Genomic DNA, 20,065 nt, shown 5'->3' on the forward strand with positions numbered 1-20,065 from the left:
CGGAGGGGCCTTGTCCCGCCCGAGAGAGTGCTCGATCGCCAACGCGCTGGCCGTCGTGGGCGAGCGGTGGAGCCTGCTGGCGATGCGCGAGATCATGCTCGGGGTGCGCCGCTTCGACCAGATCGCCCGCAACACCGGCGCCAGCCGCGACATCCTCACCGCCCGGCTGCGCAAGCTGGTCGAGGTGGGCCTGCTGGAGCGGGTGCCGTACGAGCGGCACCCGCCGCGCCACGAGTACGTCCTCACCGAGTCGGGCCAGGCCCTGCACACGGTCCTGCTCGCCCTGATGGACTGGGGCGACCGGTACGTCACCGAGGGCGAGCCGCCCACCGTGTGGCGCCACTCGTGCGGCGAGCCCCTGGAGCCGCTCACGGTGTGCGCGCACTGCCGGGAGCCGGTGCGTCCACAGGAGCTGACCGTGATCCGGGTGGACCAGCCGCGGTAGCGGCGACCGTTTCCCCAGGGGTCCGCCGGGAGGCGCGGTAGGGCCCGCCCTACCACGTAATGGCCCGCCGCCAGGATCGAGCGCTCCCCCGCCGGGCCCGTAGCGTCGTAGCCATGACAACCCTCCAGCACCGCGTCGCCACCGACACCCGTTACACCCTGCTCGGCCTCCCCACGGCCGCCGCCTCCTTCACCCTCGCCGTCGCCGGAGTCTCGGCCGGTCTCGGCTCGGCGGTCGTGTTCGTCGGGCTGCCCGTCCTGGCCGCCACCGCCGCCATGGCCCGCCACTTCGCCGACCTGGAGCGCGCCGCGCTCCCCGGAGTGCTCGGCCACCCGATCGCCCGCCCCCGCTACGCGCAGACCCCCGCGGGGGCGGGTTCCTTCCGCCGCATGATGAACCCGCTGGCCTCCGGCCAGGCGGCGATGGACCTGCTGCACGCGATCATCACCTTCCCGGTCTCGCTGGCCGCCGCCGTCGTGAGCGCGGTGTGGTGGGCGGGCGCGCTGCTCGGCCTGACCTTCCCGGTCTACGGCTGGGCGATCGCCGCGATCCCCGGCGTGGACGGCGGCCTGCCCGCCCTGCTCGGCCTCGGCACCGGAACCGTGCCGTTCGTGGTGTTCAACACGGCGGTGGGCCTGCTGTTCGCGCTCACGCTCGTCCCGGTGGTGCGGACGGCGGCCCTGGTGAAGGCGAGCGTGTCCCAGGCCCTGCTGACCCGCGCCCACGTTCCGTCCGTGGAGGCTGCGTCCCCGGTCTGGGTGACAGCCCGCTAGGGACGGGGTTACCCTCCCAAGTGACGACGTTTCCGATCTTGTGAGGGCAGGGAAGCCGTGCCGTCGTGGGCAGAGCTGCCGATCGGCCAGGTGGTACGGCTCGACGCCGACCCCGACGCCGTGGCGCTGGCCCTCGATCCCCTGCCGGACGACGCCCCGGCCGTCGTCACCTACTTCGCCGCCGAGGAACGTTCCGTCGCCGACCTGGCCGCCTCCGTCCTGCGTGAGCTGGACAAGGCGGCCATCGCGCTGTTCCCGGCCTGGTTACCGGGGGCCGAGGGCATCGAGGGCCCGTCCGGGGTGAACGTGGCCGCGGTCCAGGCGCTGGCCCTGCGCAGGGCCTCGGTGACCGGCCACTTCGGGCCGTTCCTCGCCGAGCTGGCCCGGCGGGCGCTGACGGGCGCACCCAGCGCTCTGGCGCCGGAGGTCCGGGCGGCGGGGCTGGTCAGAGTGCTGGCCGACAGCTTCGGCCGGGCCCGGCTGGCGGTCCTGGTACGAGTGCCGGACGGGCTCGGCGCGGCGGCCCGGGAAGTGCTGGTCGCCGGGTGCGAGTGGCTGGCGCACCGGGGCCGGGCCGGCGTCTGGCTGGCGGGCGCGCCCCTGCACGACGACCGCGTGCGGACGATCGCCACCCCGCTCCCCGCAGCCGTTGGCGACGCCCGCGAGGCCGTCCCGGTTCCCGCGACCGCCGATCGGGCGCCCGCCGTCGCGTATCCGCCGGTGGCGGGCAGGCCGCATCCGGGCAGCGCGAGCGAGCGGGCGCTGGAGGCCGCCTTGTCCGCGCGGGCGTGGGCCGGGGGCCGGGCCTGGAACCAGACGTACCGGCCGGGGCCGCTGGACGTGCCGATCCGGGTGGACCTGCTCTGGGAGCGGGAGCGGTGCGTCGTGGAGATCGACGGCCCCGACCACCGGGCGCCGGCCAAGTTCGCCGCGGACCGGCAGCGGGACGTGCTCCTGCAACTCGACGGTTACGCCGTGCTGCGCTTTCCCGATGCTCAGGTGATGACTGACATGGACACCGTCGTCCGTCAGATCGGCCAGTTTCTGCGGAACCGCCGCAGAGCGGAAGGATGAGATATGCCGGACAAAGGGCTGACCCTGCCCGAGTTCACTGCCCTGCTGGTGCTGGCCGTCGAAGCCCGCGAGGTCTCCAACAGCGAGCTCAAGGAGCACTACAGGCTGACCATCGACGGTCAGCGGCGGCTGAAGCTCAACGACCTGAAGCTGGTCGAGAGCCACCGGCCCAGGGGCGGCCGCGCCTTCGTGCACGTGCTCACCGACTCCGGGTGGGCCAGGCTGGCCGAGGACCTGCGGGCGGGGGCGATCCCGCCGCAGACCGGCTCGTCGGGGGCCATCGCGCGGGCCCTGCTCGAATGGCTGCCCCGGTTCATGCGGCGCACAGACCAGCGGCTGTCGGAGATCTTCCAGCCGGAGCCGGACGTCGTTCCCGCCGGTCTGGAGTCCCGCATCCGGGCCGCGTACGCCGAGCTGGCCGCCGCGCCCGGCTCGTGGGTGAGCCTGACCCCGCTCCGGCGGCTGCTCCCCGCCGTGCCGAAGCACGAGGTGGACGAGACGCTCGTCCTGATGGAACGCCTCCCGGACGTGAACCTGGTCCCGGAGTCGAACCAGAAGACGCTCACGCCCGAGGACCGCGAAGCGGCGGTGATCATAGGCGGGCAGGACAAGCATCTGCTGTGGATCGGCGAGCTGTGAGCGGCGGCGGCATCGCGGACCTGGCCGCGCTGACGTTCAACTACACCGAGGGCGCCGACGACGTGTGGCGCCGCTCCCCCTTCCACGTCGACGGCCTGCACGGCGCGTCGACGAAGATCCTCCTCGACGGGCTGGCCGAGGCCGCCCACCGGCCGGACAGCAGCCCCATCGGCGTGGTCGTGCAGGGCCAGCGCGGCACCGGCAAGACCCACCTGCTCGGCTGGCTGCGCGAACGCGCCCAGCGCGAGGACGGCTACTTCGTCCTGGTCGGCCTGCTGGACGCCAAGGGGTTCTGGGAGAGCATCGTGGTCTCCCTGCTGGACAGCCTCTCCCGGCCCCGCCACGACGGGCAGACGCAGCTCACCGTGCTCCTGGACCGCCTGGCCATCATGGCGGGGCTGTCCCGCATGGCCCGCCGCTCGATCACCGGCAAGCGCGGCCTCACCCGGGACGAGCTGGACGCCTTCGTCACCGCGTTCCGCCGCGTCGGGGGCCAGGTCGGCCGCGACAGCCAGGACGCCGCGCGCGCCCTGGTCCTGCTGGCCGGAGACGATCCGGGGCTGCAGGACCTCGGGGAGTCGTACCTGTCGTCGGCGCCCGAGGGCGAGCCGGGCGAGCGGGCCCGCTGGGGCATCCGGCAGCTCGGGCGCACGCCGCAGGAGATCGTCAGGGACCTCTCGCGGCTGATGGCGCTCACCGGCCCCACGATCGTCGCGGTGGACCAGATCGACCCGCTCGTCGCCCAGTCCCGGGTCACCACCTACGGCGGCGCCGGGCACGACCCGGCCGAGCAGCTCATGATCGAGCGCATCGCGGGCGGCCTGATGGCGCTGCGCGAGGTCACCCGCCGGACGTTGACGGTCGTGACCTGCATCCCCGCCACGTGGGCGCTCATCGAGCAGGTGGCGGTCGACACCGTGCGCGACCGCTTCCGCCAGGCGGTCCCGCTCATGACCATCCCCGACGCGGCCACCGCCCGCTCCCTGGTCGCCACGCGCTTCGAGGTGCAGTACGGCGAGGCGGGCGTCAAGCCGCCTTACCCGACGTGGCCGGTCCGGCCGGAGGCGTTCGAGCAGGCGCCCGGGTTCACCCCGCGCGAGCTGCTCATCCGGATCGACCGGCACGTCCGCGCCTGCCTGCTGGAGGGCGAGGTCAGGGAGCTGACCGGGTTCACGGCGGAGGCGGCGCCGCGTCCTGCCGACCACGCCGGCCCTGTCGCGGCGGCCGGCGCCGCCGATCTCGCCGCGCTCGACGCCCGCTTCGCCGAGCTGCTGGCGGCCGCGCAGGCTCCGGTGATCGACCAGGCCAGTGAGGACACCGCGATGCCCGCGCTGCTGGCCGCCGGGCTGTCCGCGTGGATCGCCGAGCGGGGTGAGGCCGGCCGGGCCTTCAGCCTGGACCCGCCGCCGAGCGCCAAGCCCCCGCTGCACGCCCGGCTGCGCCGCACGCTCGACGAGAGCAGGGAGGACGAGGTCCACTGGGCCTTCCGCGCGGTCAGCGCGACGCACGGCAACGCGGCGCTGAACCGCCTCCGCAAGGCGTGCGTGGCGGCCGGACTCGACGCGGAGGTGCCCAAACGCCGGTTGTTCCTGCTGCGCGACACCCCGTGGTCGCCGGGGCCGGCGACGCGGGAGGCGATCGCGGCGTTCGAGCGGGCGGGCGGCAGGACGCTGCGGATGAGCCGCCAGGACCTGCTGACCCTCGCCGCGCTGCGCGCCCTGGTCGCGGAGAGCCCGCCGGACCTGGCCGCCTGGCTCGCCGCGCGGCGGCCGACGTCCGGGATCGGCTTCCTCACCGAGGCATTGGCCGACGCGTGGAGCGTTCCCGCCGTACCGGCCCCCGGGATCCCCGTCACGGCGCGCAGCCAGGACGGCGGCGACCAGGACCACTCCCTGACGATCGGGCGGCGGATCGCGGACGGCGAGCCGGTGCGGATCGCGCTGGAGGCGCTGCGCAAGCACACCGCGATCTTCGCCGGTTCCGGCTCGGGCAAGACCGTGCTGATCAGGCGGCTGGTCGAGGAGTGCGCGCTGCGCGGCGTCTCCTCGATCGTGCTGGACCCGAACAACGACCTGGCCCGGCTGGACGAGCCGTGGCCCGAGCCGCCGCGCACGTGGGCGGAGGGCGACGCCCGCCGCGCCGAGGAGTACCTGGCGGCCACCGAGGTCACCGTCTGGACGCCGGGACGGACGGGCGGACGCCCGCTGAGCTTCCAGCCGCTGCCCGACCTGGCGAGCCTGGCCGGCGACCCCGACGAGTTCGCCGAGGCGGTCGAGGCCGCGGTCGCGTTCATCGTGCCGCGGGTCAGGCTGGACGCCAACACCGAGAAGGCGCTGCGCGGGCAGGCCGTGCTCAGGCGGGCCCTGGCCGCCTACGGAGGCGGCGGCGCGACCAGTCTGAGAGGGTTCGCGGCGTACCTGGCCGACCTGCCGGACGGGGTGAGCGAGCTGGCCAGCGCCCGGCGCATCGCGGCGGACCTGTCCCAGTCGCTGACCGCGGCGATGGACAACGACCCGCTGTTCGGCGGGGCCGGCGAGCCGGTCGATCCCGGGTTGCTGGTGACGCCGCCGCCGGGCCGGCGGGCCCGCGTCTCGGTGATCAGCCTGGCCGGGCTGCCGGGCCTGGAGCAGCGGCAGAGCTTCGTCAGCCGGCTGCAGATGGAGCTGTTCGTCTGGTTCAAGCGGCACCCCGCCCAGGACCGTCCGCTGGGCGCGCTGTTCGTCATGGACGAGGCGCAGACGTTCGCCCCCGCGGCGGGAGGCGCGTCGGTCTCCACCCGCAGCACGGTGCTGCTCGCCTCCCAGGCCCGCAAGTACGGCCTGGGCCTGGTCTTCGCCACGCAGGCGCCCAAGGGGCTGCACAACCAGATCCCCGGCAACTGCGCCACGCAGTTCTTCGGCCTGCTGAACGCGCCGATCCAGATCAGCGCGGCCAGGGAGATGGCCCAGTTCAAGGGCGGCGGCGACGTGCCGGACATCTCCCGGCTGGGCGCGGGCGAGTTCTACGTGGCCGGTGAGGGCGGCGGGTTCGCCAAGGCGCGCGTGCCCATGTGCCTGACGCACCACCCGAAGGCGCCGCTCACCACGGAGGAGGTCGTCGCCAGGAGCCGCGGGGGCGCCTGATCGCCACGGTCCCGGCCGCGGAGGGGGCGGCCGGGACCGTGCCGACCTGCGCCGGCCCTCCCAGGAGGACGGGACCGTGCGGCCTGCGCCGGCCCTCTCAGGAGAACGGGACCGTGCGCCCTGCGTCGGCCTTCTCAGGAGGCCGGGCGGCGGATCGAGGCGAGCAGGCGGCGGCCCAGGACGGCCAGGTAGAGCGCCCAGCCGGCGCCGACCACGGCCAGAGCGGCGACCGGCTGCCAGCCCGGCAGCTCCTCGACGGCCCGGCGGCACACGGCGACCGTCACCGGGACCGTGTAGAGCGCGAAGAAGGCCAGCCCGAGCACCCGCCCTGCCACGAGGAACCAGGCGTACACCCGGACGCCGCGCGGCGCCGTACGGGTGCGCCGCGCCCGCAGGTACGCCTGCGCGTCAGCCATGAGGTTCTTGTTGCCGCCGGCGTTGGCGATGGCGTAGTAGACGTCGGTGCGCATGAAGAACAGGAACTGCCAGGCGATCTGCGACAGGCAGATGACCACCACCAGCCGCACCACGGGCAGGTCGGCGGCGTACAGGACGCAGGTCCCGGCGCAGGCGAGGAACCAGTCCACCCGCATGCCCGCCAGGTGGGCGCGGTAGCGGGCGCGCCTGGGCACGCCCCAGATGCCGGTGATCCTGGTCTGCACGACGAGGAACTGCAGGCGGGTGCCGAGCGACAGCTCGGCCCGCACGCCGAGCGACCGGGCCGCGGCGATGTGGCCGAGCTCGTGGACCAGCACCAGCAGCCAGGAGCCCGCGGCGAAGGCGACGGTGAAGGTGAGGCTGTCCGACCAGACCAGCGAGGAGAACGACGGCAGCACGCCGGGCCTGGCGACCGCCGCGGCCAGGGCGCACACGGTCAGCGCGGCCAGCACGGCGTGCGCCGGGCGGGAGAACAGCCAGGCCACGTGGCCGGGCCTGATCCGGTCCCACAGGTTGGGCGGACGCCGGGGCCGGCTGAGCAGCCCGGCCGCGCCGAGCCCGGTCACGAACTCGGCGACGTCCACGTCCAGACCGCTTTCGGCCAGCACCAGGGCGCGGGCCTCGGCGGCCGTCCTGGTGCCGTCGAGCGCCTCGACCACGGCCGCCGCCACGCCGGGCACGTTGACGAACGTCTCGCCGTTGCCGATGACGTAGTCGTCCGGGCCGTCGGCCACCACGCTGAGGAACGACAGGTCCGTCAGCGGCTCGGCCTTCACCCGCACACCTCGCAGCCGTCGCGGCGGTCGAAGTCGTAGGCCGTGGTGGTCAGCGTGAGCAGGTCGAGCCAGAGGCTGCGGCCCTCGACGGCGGGGTCGCCGGTGCCGGTCAGGAAGCGGATCACCTCGGACGCGAGCATGCCCGACACGATCCCGCACAACGGCCCGAACGACGGGATGGCCCGTCCGGGGTTGTCGTTGGCCGGCAGGACGGTGGAGCCGTACCGCGCGGCCAGGGCGGCCTCCTGGCAGGCCAGACAGCCGGTCTTGCCGGGCACGACCAGCGGGCCGAGCAGGCCGACGTGCTGGTTGAAGCCGCCGGTGACGAACGGCGTGCCGGCCCGCACGCAGGCCTCGTTGACCCAGCGGCGGATGTGCGGCTGCGGGGTGTCGACGGTGTTGACCACGAGGTCGGCGTCGGTGACGACGTCGGAGGGTCCGGTGATGCGCCGCTCGACGCGCGTGACGCGGACGTCCGGGCAGTGCTCGCGCAGCCGGCGGGCGGCCGCGGCCGTCTTGGGCTGGCCGAGGTCGCGGACGGTGTAGAGGTGCTGGCGGTGCAGGTTGCCGATCTCGACGCGGTCGTCGTCGAGCAGGGTCAGGCGGCCGACGCCGGAGGTGGCGAGGTGCAGGGCGACCTGGCCGCCGATCGCGCCGGCGCCGAGCACCGCCACGTGCCGGCCGGCGAGGTCGCCGAGCGCGGCCACGGCCCGGTCGGCCGGCTGGAACATGGCCATGAACAGCGCGAACCTGGACAGTCTGGCGTCGGCGGCGAGCGTGACCAGCTCGGCGTCGGTGACCAGGAAGCGGGCCGCGCGCAGCTGTTCGACGGCCGAGTCGATCTCGGCGGGGGTGAGGTCGTCGAGGAGGTCGTACAGGTCGGACTGCTCGACGGGGGTCTCGGCGCACAGGCGCAGCAGGCGGCGCAGGGGTGGCGGCGCCGGGTCGAGGATCTGGCCGGTCGGGGGGAAGTCGCCGAGCCGTACGCGCCCGCGGGCGTCGTCGATGAACAGGGGGAAGACCGGATTCACCTGAATCCTGGGCATGAAGGCGGCTCCCGGGCGAGTGAGGGCCTCCCGCGGGGTCGGGCCGCGTCGCGGGAGGCCCGAAGAGGTCAGCAGCTGTTGCTGTTTCCGGTGGTCTCGACTTCTTCGACCTTCTTGATCTCGATCGTCACGAGCGATCCTTCCGTCGATCTTGATGGGCCGATGAGATCATAAAGTAAAGATCGCCCCTTTTGATAGACCCAAGTACGAAATATCCGCGAATCGCCTTATATCCGCGCAATAAAGTCGCGGGATCGTTTCCACATAAGCGCCGCCGACTCTTCGGAGTATCCGGGAAGATCGGGATCGGCGAACAAGTGCACATTTCCCGGATAAATGAAGCACTCGAATAACGGCCCGAGCTCCGTCCGCAGGCTGCGGACGTCACCGGCGTCCACCCACGGGTCGCCCTCCGCGTAGTGGAGCTGCACCGGCACCGAGACCGGCCACCCCTGCGCGCTCACCTCGGCCACGGCCGCGCAGCCGTGGTAGAGCAGCAGCCCCCGGGCCAGCGGATGCGTGGCGGCCAGGAGCTGGGCCCCGAACCCGCCCAGCGAGAACCCGGCGAACACGACCGGTCCGCGCACCTGCGCGGCGATCTCCCGCCAGCGGCGCGCGAGCTCGTCGAAGCCGATCGCGTCCCGTTTGCGCAGTCCGGATTCGAGGTCGTCGAAGACCTCGCCGTCGTAGTAGTCGGGCGTGCGCACGACGTGCCCGCCCGCGCGAAGCGCCTCCGCGGCCCCTATTACCCCCGGTCGCAGGCCCTGTGCGGAGTGCAACAGGATGATCTCTGCCATGTGCACTGTGTACCACCGCGCGCAGGCCCCACCAAGGGCCCCGTTCGGGCACCCTCCCGTGCCCCCGCCGCGCCGGCGCGCGGGTCCCCGGGCGGTGGCCATGTCCGCGCGGGTCCCCGGGCGGTGGCCATGTCCGCCCGGGGAGGTTGCGCGGGTCAGGCGCAGGTGTAGGCGGACGGCGTCGCGGTGTCGCCGCCCGGCCTGCTGACCTGGAACCCGAAACTGGTGCTCGCGCCGGGCGCGAGCGTGCCGTTGTACCCGGCGTTCCTGGCGGTGACGTTCTGCCCGCTGACGGTGACGGCGGCGTTCCAGGAGCCGGTCAGGGTGTGCCCGGCGGGCAGGGTGAAGGTGACCGTCCAGCCGTTGATCTGGGACGTGCGGGTGTTGGTGACGGTCACGGGCTGGATGACGTACCCGCCGCTCCACTGGGTCTGCACGGTGCCGGCGGCGGTGCAGCCGCCTCCGCCGCCCCCGGTGAGGGTGGTGAAGGTGACCGACGGGGATTCGCCGGACAGGTTGCCCGCGCCGTCGCGCGCCCGCACGTAGACCTGGTACTGGGTGCCCGCGGTCAGGCCGGTCAGGTTGATGCTGTTGCCGGTGGACTGGCCGAGCCGGGTGTCGGTGCCGCCCTGCTCGCGGTAGACGTCGTAGCCGGCCAGGCCGCTGCCGCCGGCGTCGGTGGAGGCGGCCCAGGTGAGGGTGGCCGAGCCCGCGGTGACGTTGCCCGCCGTGGGGGCGCCCGGCGTGCTGGGCGGGGTGGTGTCGGTGCCGGCGCCGCCGGCCAGGGCGTCGTGCACGGCGGTGTACGACGGCTTCTGCTGGTAGCTCTCGTTGTAGATCAGCGCGGCACCCTGGCCGGGGAAGGTGTCGGGCACCCAGGAGTACTTGTCGGTGAAGCCCCAGATCGTGACGCCCTGGCAGGCGGTCACCGCGAGGCAGGCGTTGACGACGTTGCGGTAGTAGGTGGCCTGGGTGGCGTCCTTGCCGGCGTCCCTGGGGGTCTGCATGCGCACGTCCAGCTCGGTGATCCGGACCTGGACGCCGAGGGCGGCGAAGCGCTGCAGGTTCTGCTGGAAGTCGCTGGGGAAGCCGTACTGGATGGCCAGGTGGGACTGGAAGCCGACGCAGTCGATCGGCACGCCCTGCTGGCGCAGCGAGGAGACCAGGTTGTAGATCGCCGTGCTCTTGGCGTTGATGCCCTCGGTGTTGTAGTCGTTGATGCACAGCTTGGCGTCGGGGTCGGCGGCGCGCGCGGCGCGGAAGGCGTCGGCGATGTAGCCCGAGCCCAGCGTGTTGTACCAGAACGACGTGCGCAGGTTGCCGTTGTCCTCGAAGACCTCGTTGACCACGTCCCAGGAGACGACGGCCGGGTTGTCGGCGAAGTGGCCGACGACGTTGGCGATGTGGTTCTGCATGGCCGCGCGCATCGCGGTCGCGCTCAGGCCCTGCACCCAGCCCGGCGTCTGGTTGTGCCACACGAGGGTGTGGCCGTGCACCTGCTGGTCGTTCTGGGCGGCGAAGGCGACGATCGCGTCGGCGCCGGAGTAGTTGAACTGGCCCTGGCTGGGCTCGGTGGCGTCCCACTTCATCGCGTTCTCGGGGGTGACCTGGCTGAACTCGGTCGCCGCGATGGTGCGGTAGGAGGTCTCGCCGGACAGCGGGGTGGTGGCGAGCGCCGTGCCGATGAACTTGCCCTTGGCGGACGCGTGCGAGCGCAGGGGCGCCGAGGCGTCGGCCGAGGTGGCGGGGAGGAGGAATGCTGCGAGAATCCCCAGCAGCGCGAGGACTCTGACGGACAGGGACGAGAGCACGGGCATCTACCTCCGGAGGCAGGCACTCGATTCCGAAACCTTTCGATCCCCAGCGGATCGCATCGCAGACGGTATTGACATGCAGGAGAGCGGTCAATGCCGATCGCGCGCCGCTGCCAAAAGAGCAGTTGGCAAGCGAAAAATATCGGCTTCTAGATGAAACTTTCACGGCCACCTGCCCCCGGGGTTTTGGCTGCTCTAGCGCGACGTACCTACCGGTCGGTACTGTGAAAGTCCAGAAGAATCGTCTGATGCGGGAGTTCTGCGCATGTCCCTTTCGCACGCCCAGGTCCAAGCCCAGCTCACCGGCCCCGGCCAGCTTTTCGAGACCGAGGAGATCGGCGACACCGGGGTACGCACGTGGAAGCACGCGCCGGCACACTTCCGCGCCCTGCTGGAGACCAGCAGGTTCCACGGCGAGCAGGTCTTCCTGGCCTACGAGGACGAGCACATCACCTTCGAGGAGCACTTCCGCCGCGCCGCCACCCTCGCCCGCCGCCTGGTCGAGGAGTACGGCGTCACCAAGGGCGACCGCGTCGCCATCGCCATGCGCAACTACCCGGAATGGGTGGTCTCGTTCTCGGCGGCGCTGGCCGCCGGAGCCATCGCCGTACCGCTGAACGCCTGGTGGACGGAGGCCGAGCTGGCCTACGGCGTGCGCGACTCGGGGGCCAAGGTGCTGATCGCCGACGGCGAGCGGGCGGTCAGGCTGGCCTCCACGGGCGTGCCGATGATCGTGACCAGGGGCGAGGCGCCCGAGGGCGCGCGGTCGTTCGGCGACGTGCTGGGCGAGGTCACCGCCGACGTGCGGCTGCCCGACGTCGAGCTGTCCCCCGAGGACCCGGCGACGATCTTCTACACCTCCGGCACCACCGGCCGGCCCAAGGGCGCGCTGGGCAGCCACCGCAACCTCGGCCAGTCCCCCATGACCGTGGCCTACGGCCTCGTCCGCTCGGTCACCATGGCCGGCAAGGACGCGGGCGCGGCGGCGAGCGTGCGCCGGGTGACGCTGCTGACCGTGCCGCTGTTCCACGTCACCGGCTGCTTCTCCGCCATGATCACCTCGATGTTCACCGGCGGCGGCGTGGTGCTCATGTACAAGTGGGACCCCGAGCAGGCGCTGCGGCTGATCGAGCGGGAACGCGTCACCACGATGATCGGCGTGCCGACCAACGCCTGGCAGCTCATGTCGCACCCCGACTTCGGCAAGTACGACCTGTCGTCGCTGACCACCCTCGGCTACGGCGGCGCCCCCGCCCCGCCCAAGCTGCTGGAGCGCATCACCACGAACCTGCCCGACCGCGCCCCCTCCAACGGCTACGGCATGACCGAGACGACCGCCCTGGCCATCGGCAACGGCGGCGCCGAGTACCACGCCAGGCCCGACAGCATCGGCATGCCCTCGGCCGTCGTGGACGTGCGCGTGGTGGACCCCATGGGCGCCGAGCTGCCCGCCGGCGAGGTGGGCGAGCTGTGCGTGCGCGGCCCGAACGTGATCATGGGCTACTGGAACCAGCCCGAGGCCACGGCGCAGACGTTCGTGGACGGCTGGCTGCACACCGGCGACCTGGCCAGGATCGACGAGGAGGGCTTCGTCTACATCGTGGACCGCGCCAAGGACATGGTGATCAGGGGCGGCGAGAACGTCTACTGCGCCGAGGTCGAGGCCGCCCTGTTCGAGCACCCGGCGGTGGACGACGTGGCGGTGATCGGCGTCCCGCACGACGAGCTGGGCGAGGAGGTCGGCGCGGTGATCCGGCCGGCGGCGGGCCAATCGGTCACGGCCGAGGAGCTGCGCTCGTTCCTGGCGGACCGGATCGCCAAGTTCAAGATCCCGGCGCACGTGTGGTTCCGCGAGGGCGAGCTGCCCCGCAACCCCGGCGGCAAGATCCTCAAGACCCACCTGCGCCGCGAGGTCCTCGGCTCCTGACCCCTCGGGAGCCGCCGCACGATCGGAACACCACTCCCGAACCCCGCTCCCGGGACGCGACCCCCTGACGCCACACTCTCGAACCGTGCTTCTGGGACCCGCACCCTCCTGAAACCCCTCCGGGGCGCCTCCGCAAGGGGGCGCCCCGTTCATTTTCTCCGGAGAACCCGCAGGTCGGCGGCCGGTTCGCGGAGTTCATTACCTGGCGCGTAATCGCGGCCCCTACGCCCCGGCTGACATCGTTCAAGTGTCGCAACCAGCACTTGAAGGAGCCAAGATGACCGCCCTCACCGTCACCGCCGACCGGACCAGGTTCCTGCGCCTCGCTCTTGTTGCGGACGCCGTCGTCACCGGCGTCAACGGGCTGGTCTACCTGGCCCTGGCCGGCCCCGCGAGCGACCTGCTCGGGCCGGGCGCGGGCCTGCTGCGCGAGATCGGGATCTTCCTGCTCGTGTACGGCGCCGCCGTCGGCCTGCTGGCCTCCCGCCCCGCGATCAACCCGGCCGCCGTCAAGGCCGTCATCGGCCTGAACATCGCCTGGACCCTGGGCAGCGTGGCCGCCGTCGTGACCGGCGCGCTCGAGTTCAGCACGCTCGGCGCGGTCTGGGCCATCGCCCAGGCCCTGGTCGTGGGGCTGTTCGCCGAGCTGCAGATCACCGGCCTGCGCAAAGCCCGCCGCTGACGCCCCTCCTGAGAACCGTCTCCTGAGAACCGTCTCCTCAGAACCGTTGAAAGAACTTCTGGAAGAAAGTGAGATCATCATGACCGCCGAACTCGTCGAGCGCTACATCGCCGCCTGGAACGAGACCGACGCCGACGCCCGCGCCAAGGCCGTCGCCGAGCTGTGGACCGAGGACGCGACCTACACCGACCCGATGGCCGACGTGGCCGGGCACGCCGGGATCGCCGCCGTGATCGAGGGCGCGCAGGGCATGTTCCCCGGCCTGGTGTTCACGCCGGGCGAGGTGTTCGACGCCCACCACCACATCGCCCGCTTCACCTGGCACCTGGGCCCGGCCGGCGAGGAGCCCCTGGCCGTCGGCTTCGACGTGGTCGAGCTGGCCGAGGACGGCCGGATCCGCAGGGTCCTCGGCTTCCTCGACAAGGTGCCCGCCGCCTGACACCCCTCCCGCCAAGGCCCCCGGTTCCCCCGGGGGCCTTCGCCGTGCCTAAATGATTTGCCCTCGTCGCGGACGTGGTCGGACAATCAGACTTCGTGCCCGCACCACTCATGCGCCTGCTCCGTCATCTCTCCCCCGACCTGAGCCCGCTGCGCGACTCCCGCGACTACCGCCTGCTGTTCGGCGCGGGCGTCGTCACCATGTTCGGCACGATGATCACCATGGTGGCGCTGCCGTACCAGATGAAGGAGCTGACCGGTTCCTACGTCGCGGTCGGGATGATGAGCCTGGCGGAGTTCGTGCCGATGGTGGTGTGCGGGCTGTGGGGCGGCGCGATCGCCGACGCGCTCGACCGCCGCCGGATCATCGTGCTGAGCGAGCTGGGCCTGCTGGTCACCACCGCCGCCCTTGTGGTCAACGCGATGCTCCCCCACCCGCAGGTCTGGGTTCTGTACGTGATGGGCGCCCTGTCCACCGGCATCGCCTGCCTGCAGCGTCCGAGCCTGGAGGCTGTGATGCAGCAGGTGGTCCGGCACGACCAGCAGGCCGCGGCGGCGGTGCTGAACAGCCTGCGCTGGAACGTCGGCGCGATCGTCGCCCCGGCGCTGGGCGGCCTGCTGCTGGTGCACCTCGGCACGCACGTCGCCTACGCCATCGACACGGCGACCTTCGTGCTCTCCCTGGCGCTGCTGTGGCGCATCAGGTCGCTGCCCGCCGTCGAGGACGCCGCGCCCGCCTCGCTCAGCTCTCTGGTCGAGGGCGTGCGCTACGCCACCGGCCGCGGCGACCTCATGGGCACGTACCTGGTGGACATCGCGGCCATGGTGTTCGCCATGTCAAATGCGCTGTTCCCGTTCCTGGCCGACGAGCTGGGCTCGCCCGAGTCGCTCGGCCTGCTGTACTCCGCCGCCGCCGTGGGCGCCCTGGCCGCCTCGGTGACCGGCCGCTGGACGGCCCGCGTCCAGCGGCAGGGCCTCGGCGTGATCGTCGCGGCGGCGCTGTGGGGCGTGGCGATGACGCTGACCGCGCTGGCTCCCACCGTGTGGCTGGTCTTCCTGTGCATCGCGCTGGCCGGCGCGGCCGACATGATCAGCGGCATCTTCCGTACGACGATGTGGAACCAGACCATCCCCCAGGAGCTGCGCGGGCGGCTGGCGGGCATCGAGCTGCTGTCGTACGCCAGCGGCCCGATGCTGGGCAACGCCCGCGCGAGCCTGATGGCCAACTTCGGCGGCACCCGCTTCTCGCTGGGCGCGGGCGGCCTGCTGTGCGTGGGCGCCGTCCTGGGCCTGGCCGCCGCCCTGCCCGGATTCCGCCGCTACGACGCCAGAACCGACGAACACGCGATCGCCGAACGCGCCCGCCGCGTCGAGCAGTCATCCGACCACCCCACCCCGGCCTGACCGGCCCGCCATCGGCAGCCGTTCCACCGACCTGCCCGGCCCACCCCGGGCAGCCGTTCCACCGACCTGACCCTGCCCTCCCCGAGCGGCCGTTCCACCGGCCGGGGGGCTCCACTTGCCGGGGCCGCCCTACTCCCGCTCCCGCCAGCCGTCGTACCGCTCCACCAGCTCATCCACCTGGCCGAGGGCCTGCTCGTCGAGCCCCTCCACGACGACGAGCCACTGGGCGTCCTCGGCGTCGTCCTCACCGGCGAGCGTCTCCCGCACCACCCGCGGCACCCCGAGCCCCGGGAACCACTCCCCCAGCGTCTCGGCGACCTCCTCGGCATCCCCACGCTCGCCGAACACCAGCAACTCCCTCATGCCCCACATTCTCCCGCGACTTGCACACGCGTACGTTCGTTCCCGAGGCGTGAGCGGAGTGCATTGATTAGCGTTGGACGATGCCTGCCGAAGCGATCCTCCCCGACTGGGCCTTCCCTCCGCCGCAGGGCTACGTCGCCGAGGACCTCGATCACATCCCGGATCTGCCTCCGCACACAGAGCTGATCGACGGAAGCCTCGTCTTCGTGGGCCCCCGGCACCGCTTTCACCACGACATGGTCTTCGGTCTGCACCGAGCGCTCGCCGATGCCGCACCCGACCACCTCCAGGTGTGCCAGGAGATGGCCGTGAAGCTCGCGCCCGAACAGCGGCCCGAGCCCGACCTGATCGTCCTGGGGCCGCAGGCGCCTGCCGACGAAGCGCTGACCTGCTACCAGGCCAAGGATGTCGTCCTGGCCGTCGAGGTGGTCTCGCCCGTCACCGAGGTGCGCGACAGGAAGCGCAAGCCCACCCTCTACGCCGAGGCGGGCATCCCCCACTTCTGGCGCGTCGAGAGGGCGGGCGCGCTGCCGGTGGTCTACGTCTACGAGCTCAACCTCGCCACCGGCGCCTACGTCTGCACGGGCATCCACCACGACCGGCTCCAACTGACCGTCCCGTTCGACATCGACATCGACCTCAGCACGTTGAACACATGACAAAGGGGCCGGTACGACGATCCGTACCGGCCCCTTCTGATCGGCTCAGGCGCTGCGGAGCTGGGCTCCCACGCGGTCGGCCGCCATCGCCACCGCCGCGTCCCTGGCCGCCGTCGTCTCCTCGACCGTCAGCGTACGGCCCGCCGCCCGGAACCGCATCGTGTAGGCGAGCGACTTGTTCCCCTCGCCCACCTGCTCACCCGCGTAGACGTCGAACAGCCGCACCGACTCCAGCAGCTCGCCGGCCCCGTCGCGCAACGCCGCCTCCACGTCGGCCACCGGCGTGAAGTCGGGCACGATCAGCGCCACGTCCTGCGTCGCCACCGGGTACGGGGACACCGGCGGCGCCTGCACCGGCCCCGGCATGGCCGACTCCAGCCGCGACAGCTCCAGCTCCATGGCCGCGGTGCGCGGCGGCAGCCCGTAAGCCTCGATGACCCGCGGGTGCAGCTCACCGGCGTGCCCCACCAGCGTGTCGCCCACGTAGAGGGCGGCGCACCGGCCCGGGTGCCACGGCTCGTGCTGGTCGGCGCTGATGGACAGCTCGACCCGCGACTCGGCGGCGATCAGCCGGGCGGCCTGCACGGCGTCGGCCCACGAGGCCTGCCGGCCGGAGCCCCACCAGCCGGACCGCTCGAACTCCCCGGCCAGCACGACCGCGACCCGCAGCGGCTGGTCGGGCAGCGCCGCCTCGATCGAGGCCACTTCCTCCTCGGTGGGACGGCGCGAGACGCCGAGCACCGGAGCGGCGGCGGGGGCGTTCTCCCGGGGCCGGTAGACCGCGCCCGTCTCGAACAGCGCCACGTCGCCGAAGCCGCGCCCGACGTTGCGGACCAGCGTCTTGAGCAGGCCGGGCAGCAGCGTCGTGCGCATCAGCGGCTCGTCCTCCGACAGCGGGTTGGCCAGGCGCATGGCCCGGCGTCGCGCGTCGTCGGCGGGCAGCTGCAGCCGGTCGAAGTCGTCGGCCCCGATGAACGGGTAGCTCAGCACCTCGACGTAGCCGCCCTCGGCCAGCGCCCGGCCAACCCGCCGGCGCAGCCGCTGCCCCTCGGTCAGCCCGGCGCCCGCCGGGGCGCTGGGCAGCACCGACGGCAGCCGGTCGTAGCCTTCGAGCCGGATGACCTCTTCGGCCAGGTCGTTGGGGTCGGTGAGGTCGGGCCGCCACGACGGCGGGGTGACCGTGATCATGTCGGGGCCGGTGACGGCCAGCCTGGCGGCCAGCTCGCCGCCGGTCACGACGCCGGTCGGGTCGACGCCGCCCTGGCGCACGGCCGGGTCGTCGCCGTCGGTCACGAGGCAGCCCACCTGCTCCAGGCGGCCGACGACGACCTCCTTGGAGTACGGGACGCCCGCCACGGCCGACGGATGACCGGCCGGGATCGCGATGCGCGCCGGCGTGACGTCGACCTCGGCGTGCGTCACGCCGGGCTGCACGGTCGCGCCGCCCAGCTCGGCCAGCATGCGCACCGCCCGCCACGAGGCGACCAGCGGCAGCTCGCGGTCGACGCCGCGCTCGAACCGCTTGGACGCCTCCGAGACCAGCCCGTGCCGGCGCGACTCGCGCGAGATGCCGGTGGCCGAGAAGTGGGCGGCCTCGATGACGATGTCGGTCGAGCCGTCGGAGATCTCGGTCTCCAGGCCGCCCATCGTGCCCGCCATGGAGATCGGGCCCGACTGGTCGGTGATGAGGATGTCGTCGGGGTCGAGCTCGCGCACGACGTGGTCGAGCGTCTCCAGCCGCTCGCCCTCCCGGGCCCGCCGGACGACGATCTCGCCGGTCAGCTTCGACCGGTCGAAGGCGTGCAGCGGCTGGCCCAGCTCCAGCATCAGGTAGTTGGTGATGTCGACGGCCAGCGACACCGGGCGCATGCCGGACCGGCTCAGCCGCACCCGCATCCACAGCGGGCTCTGGGCGGCCGGGTCGAAGCCGCGCACCTCGCGCAGCACGAACCGGTCGCAGGCCGTCGGGTCGCCGATGGAGGCCGGCCAGGACGGCTCGCTCTCGGCGGGCACCTCGACGTCGGCCGGGTCGCGGAAGGCCACGCCGAACGCGGTGGCCACCTCGCGGGCCACGCCGCGGACGGACAGCGCGTAGCCGATGTCGGGCGTGATCTCCAGCTCGATCACGTCGTCGCGCAGGCCGAGCAGCTCGACCACGTCGGTGCCGATGGGCGTGCCGGCGGGCAGCACCATGATGCCGTTGTGGTCGTCGCCGAGGCCCAGCTCGCGCTCGGAGCAGATCATGCCCTCGGACATGCGCCCGTACGTCTTGCGCGCGCCCACCTCGAACCCGCCCGGCAGCACGCCGCCGGGCAGCACGACGGGGACGCGGTCGCCGGCGACGAAGTTCGTGGCGCCGCAGACGATCTCGCGCGGCGTCGCCTCGCCCACCTCGACCTTGCAGTGCCTGATCGGCTTCTTGAAGCCGGTGAGCTCCTCGATCTCCAGCACCTCGCCGACGACGACGTTCTTGACGTCGTGGCCGTAGGAGGTGATGGATTCCAGCTTGAGCCCGGCCATGGTGAGCCTGTCGGCCACCTCGTGCGCGGTGGCCGCCGGGAGATCGACGTACTCCCGCAGCCAGGAGAGCGGGACCTTCATCAGATCTCCATTCCGAACGGGAGCGTGAAGCGCACGTCCCCCTCGATCATGTCTCGCATGTCTTCGGCGTTGTGGCGGAACATCAGCGTGCGCTCGATCCCCATGCCGAACGCGAACCCGGAGTAGCGCGAGGGGTCGACGCCGCAGGCGATGAGCACCCGCGGGTTGACCATGCCGCAGCCGCCCCACTCGATCCAGCCCTCGGACTTGCAGGTGCGGCACGGCGGGTTGCCGGGGATCGCCGAGGCGCCGCGGCAGACGAAGCACTTCAGGTCCATCTCGGCGGACGGCTCGGTGAAGGGGAAGTAGTTCGGCCGGAACCGGGTGGTGATGCCCTCGCCGAACATGACCTCGGCGAACCTGTCGAGCGTGCCCTTGAGGTGGGCCATGGTCAGGCCCTCGTCGACGGCCAGCCCCTCGGTCTGGTGGAAGACCGGGGTGTGGGTGGCGTCGAGCTCGTCGGTGCGGAACGTCTTGCCCGGCGAGATGACGTAGACCGGCAGCTCGCGCTGGAGCAGCGCGCGGATCTGCACCGGCGAGGTCTGGGTGCGCAGCACCATGCCCGACTCGGTGGAGTCCACGAAGAACGTGTCGTGCTCGGAGCGGGCGGGGTGGTCGGTGGCGATGTTGAGCGCGTCGAAGTTGAACCACTCGCCTTCGAGCTCGGGGCCCTCGGCCACCTCGTAGCCCATGGCGACGAACGCGTCGGCGACGCGCTCCTGCAGCGTGGTCAGCGGGTGACGGGCGCCGCGCGGCCGCCGGTCCCACGGCAGGGTGACGTCGACGGTCTCCTCGACGAGCACCCGGGCGTCGCGCTCGGCCTCCAGCTCGGCCTGGCGGGCGGCCAGCGCCTCGTTGATCGCTCTGCGGGCGCCGCCGACGCGCTTGCCGGCCTCGGCGCGGGCGGCCGGCGGCAGGGCGCCGATCTCGCGGTTGGCCAGGGCGATGGGCGAGCGGTCGCCCGCGTGCGCCAGCCTGGCCTGCTTGAGTGCGTCGAGGCTGTCGGCCGCCTTGATCGCCGTGAGGGCGTCGGCCTCCATGCGGGACAGCTCGTCGGCATGCAACGG

Annotated in this window: 17 protein-coding genes; 10 read left to right on the forward strand and 7 right to left on the reverse strand. The window is 72.6% G+C overall.

Annotated features, from left to right (window positions below; genetic code table 11):
- Positions 1-10 precede the first annotated feature (10 nt).
- The 5 genes from ACIBK9_RS46330 (at position 11) to ACIBK9_RS46350 (ending at position 6,053) form a co-directional block, all read left to right on the forward strand.
- On the forward strand, positions 11-445 hold the full coding sequence (locus tag ACIBK9_RS46330; protein ID WP_358285834.1) for a helix-turn-helix domain-containing protein: 435 nt from the start codon (positions 11-13) through the stop codon (positions 443-445).
- A gap of 113 nt (positions 446-558) precedes the next feature.
- Positions 559-1,218, forward strand: a complete 660-nt coding sequence (locus ACIBK9_RS46335) for a sensor domain-containing protein (RefSeq protein WP_397165419.1) — start codon at positions 559-561, stop codon at positions 1,216-1,218.
- A 57-nt stretch (positions 1,219-1,275) separates the two neighbouring features.
- The gene (locus tag ACIBK9_RS46340) at positions 1,276-2,292 is read left to right on the forward strand and encodes an endonuclease domain-containing protein (protein ID WP_397165421.1); all 1,017 of its coding nucleotides are present in this window, start codon (positions 1,276-1,278) and stop codon (positions 2,290-2,292) included.
- A gap of 3 nt (positions 2,293-2,295) precedes the next feature.
- Positions 2,296-2,931 (forward strand): hypothetical protein, encoded by a 636-nt coding sequence (locus ACIBK9_RS46345; RefSeq protein ID WP_397165423.1) that lies wholly within the window; start codon positions 2,296-2,298, stop codon positions 2,929-2,931.
- Positions 2,913-6,053, forward strand: a complete 3,141-nt coding sequence (locus ACIBK9_RS46350; RefSeq protein WP_397165425.1) for an ATP-binding protein — start codon at positions 2,913-2,915, stop codon at positions 6,051-6,053. Before ACIBK9_RS46345 ends, ACIBK9_RS46350 begins: the two co-directional genes overlap by 19 nt.
- Positions 6,054-6,187: 134 nt before the next feature.
- Here ACIBK9_RS46350 and ACIBK9_RS46355 read toward each other — a convergent pair whose 3' ends face one another.
- The 4 genes from ACIBK9_RS46355 to ACIBK9_RS46370 form a co-directional block, all read right to left on the reverse strand.
- Complete coding sequence (locus ACIBK9_RS46355) at positions 6,188-7,267, reverse strand: hypothetical protein (RefSeq protein ID WP_397165427.1); 1,080 nt, start codon at positions 7,265-7,267, stop codon at positions 6,188-6,190.
- Complete coding sequence (locus ACIBK9_RS46360) at positions 7,264-8,313, reverse strand: TOMM precursor leader peptide-binding protein (RefSeq protein WP_397165429.1); 1,050 nt, start codon at positions 8,311-8,313, stop codon at positions 7,264-7,266. Before ACIBK9_RS46360 ends, ACIBK9_RS46355 begins: the two co-directional genes overlap by 4 nt.
- Positions 8,314-8,540: 227 nt before the next feature.
- Positions 8,541-9,110, reverse strand: coding sequence for a dienelactone hydrolase family protein (locus ACIBK9_RS46365; protein WP_387665173.1), 570 nt, complete (start codon positions 9,108-9,110; stop codon positions 8,541-8,543).
- 155 nt (positions 9,111-9,265) lie between these two features.
- Positions 9,266-10,927: an endo-1,4-beta-xylanase gene (locus ACIBK9_RS46370; RefSeq protein WP_397165431.1), complete on the reverse strand. Its 1,662-nt coding sequence runs from the start codon at positions 10,925-10,927 to the stop codon at positions 9,266-9,268.
- Between the two features lie 262 nt (positions 10,928-11,189).
- Between ACIBK9_RS46370 and ACIBK9_RS46375 the strand changes: the two genes are divergently transcribed.
- From ACIBK9_RS46375 to ACIBK9_RS46390, 4 genes are all read left to right on the forward strand, one after another.
- A complete protein-coding gene (locus tag ACIBK9_RS46375; RefSeq protein ID WP_397165433.1) occupies positions 11,190-12,851 on the forward strand; it encodes a class I adenylate-forming enzyme family protein in 1,662 nt (553 codons plus the stop codon).
- A 277-nt stretch (positions 12,852-13,128) separates the two neighbouring features.
- Complete coding sequence (locus tag ACIBK9_RS46380; RefSeq protein ID WP_397165435.1) at positions 13,129-13,533, forward strand: hypothetical protein; 405 nt, start codon at positions 13,129-13,131, stop codon at positions 13,531-13,533.
- 79 nt (positions 13,534-13,612) lie between these two features.
- On the forward strand, positions 13,613-13,972 hold the full coding sequence (locus ACIBK9_RS46385; RefSeq protein WP_358285803.1) for a nuclear transport factor 2 family protein: 360 nt from the start codon (positions 13,613-13,615) through the stop codon (positions 13,970-13,972).
- A 95-nt stretch (positions 13,973-14,067) separates the two neighbouring features.
- The gene (locus ACIBK9_RS46390; protein WP_397165436.1) at positions 14,068-15,375 is read left to right on the forward strand and encodes an MFS transporter; all 1,308 of its coding nucleotides are present in this window, start codon (positions 14,068-14,070) and stop codon (positions 15,373-15,375) included.
- Positions 15,376-15,504: 129 nt separating this feature from the next.
- Here ACIBK9_RS46390 and ACIBK9_RS46395 read toward each other — a convergent pair whose 3' ends face one another.
- Complete coding sequence (locus tag ACIBK9_RS46395; RefSeq protein WP_358285799.1) at positions 15,505-15,738, reverse strand: hypothetical protein; 234 nt, start codon at positions 15,736-15,738, stop codon at positions 15,505-15,507.
- Between the two features lie 80 nt (positions 15,739-15,818).
- Here ACIBK9_RS46395 and ACIBK9_RS46400 point away from each other — a divergent pair, with 80 nt between their 5' ends.
- The gene (locus ACIBK9_RS46400; RefSeq protein ID WP_397165437.1) at positions 15,819-16,397 is read left to right on the forward strand and encodes a Uma2 family endonuclease; all 579 of its coding nucleotides are present in this window, start codon (positions 15,819-15,821) and stop codon (positions 16,395-16,397) included.
- 45 nt (positions 16,398-16,442) lie between these two features.
- On the opposite strand, the gene ACIBK9_RS46405 is transcribed toward ACIBK9_RS46400, so the two are convergent.
- Both ACIBK9_RS46405 and pheS read right to left on the reverse strand, forming a co-directional pair.
- A complete protein-coding gene (locus ACIBK9_RS46405; protein ID WP_397165439.1) occupies positions 16,443-18,998 on the reverse strand; it encodes a phenylalanine--tRNA ligase subunit beta in 2,556 nt (851 codons plus the stop codon).
- Complete coding sequence (gene pheS, locus ACIBK9_RS46410) at positions 18,998-20,038, reverse strand: phenylalanine--tRNA ligase subunit alpha (protein WP_352364980.1); 1,041 nt, start codon at positions 20,036-20,038, stop codon at positions 18,998-19,000. The genes ACIBK9_RS46405 and pheS overlap by 1 nt, the downstream gene beginning before the upstream one ends.
- Positions 20,039-20,065 lie beyond the last annotated feature (27 nt).

The sequence above is a fragment of the Nonomuraea sp. NPDC050227 genome, assembly GCF_044459705.1.
Classification (GTDB): Bacteria; Actinomycetota; Actinomycetes; order Streptosporangiales; family Streptosporangiaceae; genus Nonomuraea.

Bases quoted from the DNA above. Each gene is read 5' to 3' on its own strand.
- ACIBK9_RS46335 (WP_397165419.1), top strand. From the start codon at position 559: ATGACAACCCTCCAGCACCGCGTCGCCACCGACACCCGTTACACCCTG.
- ACIBK9_RS46345 (WP_397165423.1), top strand. From the start codon at position 2,296: ATGCCGGACAAAGGGCTGACCCTGCCCGAGTTCACTGCCCTGCTGGTG.
- ACIBK9_RS46360 (WP_397165429.1), bottom strand. From the start codon at position 8,313: ATGCCCAGGATTCAGGTGAATCCGGTCTTCCCCCTGTTCATCGACGAC.
- ACIBK9_RS46365 (WP_387665173.1), bottom strand. From the start codon at position 9,110: ATGGCAGAGATCATCCTGTTGCACTCCGCACAGGGCCTGCGACCGGGG.
- ACIBK9_RS46370 (WP_397165431.1), bottom strand. From the start codon at position 10,927: ATGCCCGTGCTCTCGTCCCTGTCCGTCAGAGTCCTCGCGCTGCTGGGG.
- ACIBK9_RS46375 (WP_397165433.1), top strand. From the start codon at position 11,190: ATGTCCCTTTCGCACGCCCAGGTCCAAGCCCAGCTCACCGGCCCCGGC.
- ACIBK9_RS46380 (WP_397165435.1), top strand. From the start codon at position 13,129: ATGACCGCCCTCACCGTCACCGCCGACCGGACCAGGTTCCTGCGCCTC.
- ACIBK9_RS46385 (WP_358285803.1), top strand. From the start codon at position 13,613: ATGACCGCCGAACTCGTCGAGCGCTACATCGCCGCCTGGAACGAGACC.
- ACIBK9_RS46395 (WP_358285799.1), bottom strand. From the start codon at position 15,738: ATGAGGGAGTTGCTGGTGTTCGGCGAGCGTGGGGATGCCGAGGAGGTC.
- ACIBK9_RS46400 (WP_397165437.1), top strand. From the start codon at position 15,819: ATGCCTGCCGAAGCGATCCTCCCCGACTGGGCCTTCCCTCCGCCGCAG.
- ACIBK9_RS46405 (WP_397165439.1), bottom strand. From the start codon at position 18,998: ATGAAGGTCCCGCTCTCCTGGCTGCGGGAGTACGTCGATCTCCCGGCG.
- pheS (WP_352364980.1), bottom strand. From the start codon at position 20,038: ATGGAGGCCGACGCCCTCACGGCGATCAAGGCGGCCGACAGCCTCGAC.